The sequence below is a fragment of the Halococcus salifodinae DSM 8989 genome, assembly GCF_000336935.1.
GTDB classification, from domain to species: domain Archaea; phylum Halobacteriota; class Halobacteria; order Halobacteriales; family Halococcaceae; genus Halococcus; species Halococcus salifodinae.
This window is the reverse complement of record NZ_AOME01000023.1, coordinates 1-1,993: the sequence shown is the minus strand read 5'-3', so window position 1 is coordinate 1,993 and position 1,993 is coordinate 1. Positions and strand designations below refer to the sequence as shown.

Below are 1,993 nucleotides of genomic sequence, written 5' to 3'. Positions count from 1 at the left end.
AGGCTTCCATAACCGCCTCCGAGAACGTGGGGTGGGGGTGAACAGTGGCGCTCACGTCGTGCGGCGAGGACGACGTGCTCCCCGGCTGGGACGACAACCTGCGGGAGCGCATCCGCGAGCACCTCGAATCGCTCGGCGTCGAGTTTGCGTTCGGGCACCGGGCGACGGACTGTACGGTCGAGTCGTCCGAAGTAGTCGTATCGACCGAGACGGACGACGGGACCGAGACCGAACACACCGCGGATCGTATCGTCGTCGCCGTCGGACGGCAACCCGTGACTGACACCGTTGGGCTGGAGACTCTCAACCTCGAGACGACTGAACGCGAGTTCCTCGACATCGACGAGCAGTGCCGGACGTCACTCGACCACGTCTTCGCCATCGGCGATGTCGCCGGTGAACCGATGCTGGCGCACAAGGCCAGTACGGAGGGCCACGTCGCCGCCGAGGTGCTCGCCGGGCGGGACGCCTCGACGGCGGACCAGCAGATTCCGGCCGTCATCTTCACCGACCCAGAGGTAGCCACGATCGGACTCTCGGAGAGCGACGCAGCTGCCGCCGGCTATTCCCCGCTCATCGGAGAGATGCCGTTCAGCGCGAGTGGGCGGGCGTTGACTACCAACAGCCCGGAGGGATTCGTCCGGGTCGTCGTCGACGAGGAGGCGAGCACGATACTCGGCGCACAGATAGTGGGTGCCGACGCCTCCGAACTCGTCGGCGAACTCATCGTCGCGATTCGGGCAGGACTCTCGCCGCACGACGTGAGCGCCACTGTTCACCCCCACCCCACGTTCTCGGAGGCGGTTATGGAAGCCTGCGCCGATACCCTGGACGAAGCGGTCCACACCAACTGACACCGCTACGCCGACGACGGCGCATATCACAGGGCCGGACGCCATCGACCCCTACGGACGCTCAGAGGACACGACGAACCGCCCGTTCGACGTCGGGGGCACTCGGCAACACCTCGGCTTCAAGGCCGGAGGCGAAGGGAATCGGCGTGTCGGCGACGCCGACGCGCTGGGGCGGTGCGTCGAGCGTGAAGAAGCCATCTTCCATCACCCGTGCCATCACCTCGGCGTGGAACCCGTACGACATCGGGCTCTCGTCGGCGACGACCAGACGGCCCGTCTTCGCCACGCTGTCGAGTATCGTCTCGGTGTCGAGCGGGTACAGCGACCGCGGGTCGATCACCTCGAGGGCGGCCTCCCCGGCGAGGGCGTCGGCGACGGTCATCGCTTCTCCGAACAGTCGCTGGGTCGCGACAACGGTGACATCGTCGCCCGCCCGCTCGACGCTTGCTTCGCCGAGCGGAACAGTCCGGTCATCGGTTTGGACCTCGCCACGATCGCTGTAGATGGACTTGTTCTCGAAGAACATTACCGGGTCGTTCGACCGGATGCTCTCCTTGATTAGCCCCTTCGACGCGGCCGGCGTCGCGGGCGCGACGACCTTGATGCCGGGCAGGTGGGAGACGAGCGTGTGGACGGTCCCGGAGTGCTGGGCAGCGGCGCTGACGGTCCCCCCCTCGGCCGCTCGGAGGACGAGCGGTACCTCACTCTCGCCGCCGTACATGTAGCGGGTCTTCCCCACCTGGTTCATGATTTGGTCGAAACAGACCCCGATAAAGTCGGAAAAACTGAGTTCGACGACTGGTCGGATTCCCGTCGCCGCCGCACCGACGGCGGCACCGACCTGTGCGGCCTCGCTGATCGGCGTGTTCTTCACCCGCCGACCGCCGAACTCGTCGTAGAGACCGGCGGTCACCTCGAACGACTCGCCGTCGTGTTCGTCTTGCCCGTACAGCATCACGCGCTCGTCGCGCTGCATCTCCTCGCGGAGTCCTTTGCGGATGGCCTCGCGGACGGTCATCGTTTCGGTACCGTTGCTCCCTCGAGAGTCGGTCTGGCCCGGGTTCGTAGAACCAGTGGAGTCCGGGGAGTACCTCCCGGCCCATCAGCCGGTCCTCCGTGACCGACTCGAGATGGTCACA

2 protein-coding genes are annotated in these 1,993 nt (G+C 66.3%); one reads left to right on the top strand and one right to left on the bottom strand.

The features are described 5' to 3' along the window. Window positions 1–44: 44 nt before the first annotated feature. Entirely contained in the window at window positions 45–854 is an 810-nt protein-coding gene (locus C450_RS04690) for an FAD-dependent oxidoreductase (protein WP_005040705.1), read from the top strand. 61 nt (window positions 855–915) lie between these two features. Here C450_RS04690 and C450_RS04685 read toward each other — a convergent pair whose 3' ends face one another. Then, window positions 916–1,872 (bottom strand): alpha-ketoacid dehydrogenase subunit beta, encoded by a 957-nt coding sequence (locus C450_RS04685; protein WP_005040702.1) that lies wholly within the window; start codon window positions 1,870–1,872, stop codon window positions 916–918. Window positions 1,873–1,993 lie beyond the last annotated feature (121 nt).

Excerpts from the sequence above, each read along its gene's own strand:
- C450_RS04685 (WP_005040702.1), bottom strand. The coding sequence starts at position 1,872 with ATGACCGTCCGCGAGGCCATCCGCAAAGGACTCCGCGAGGAGATGCAG.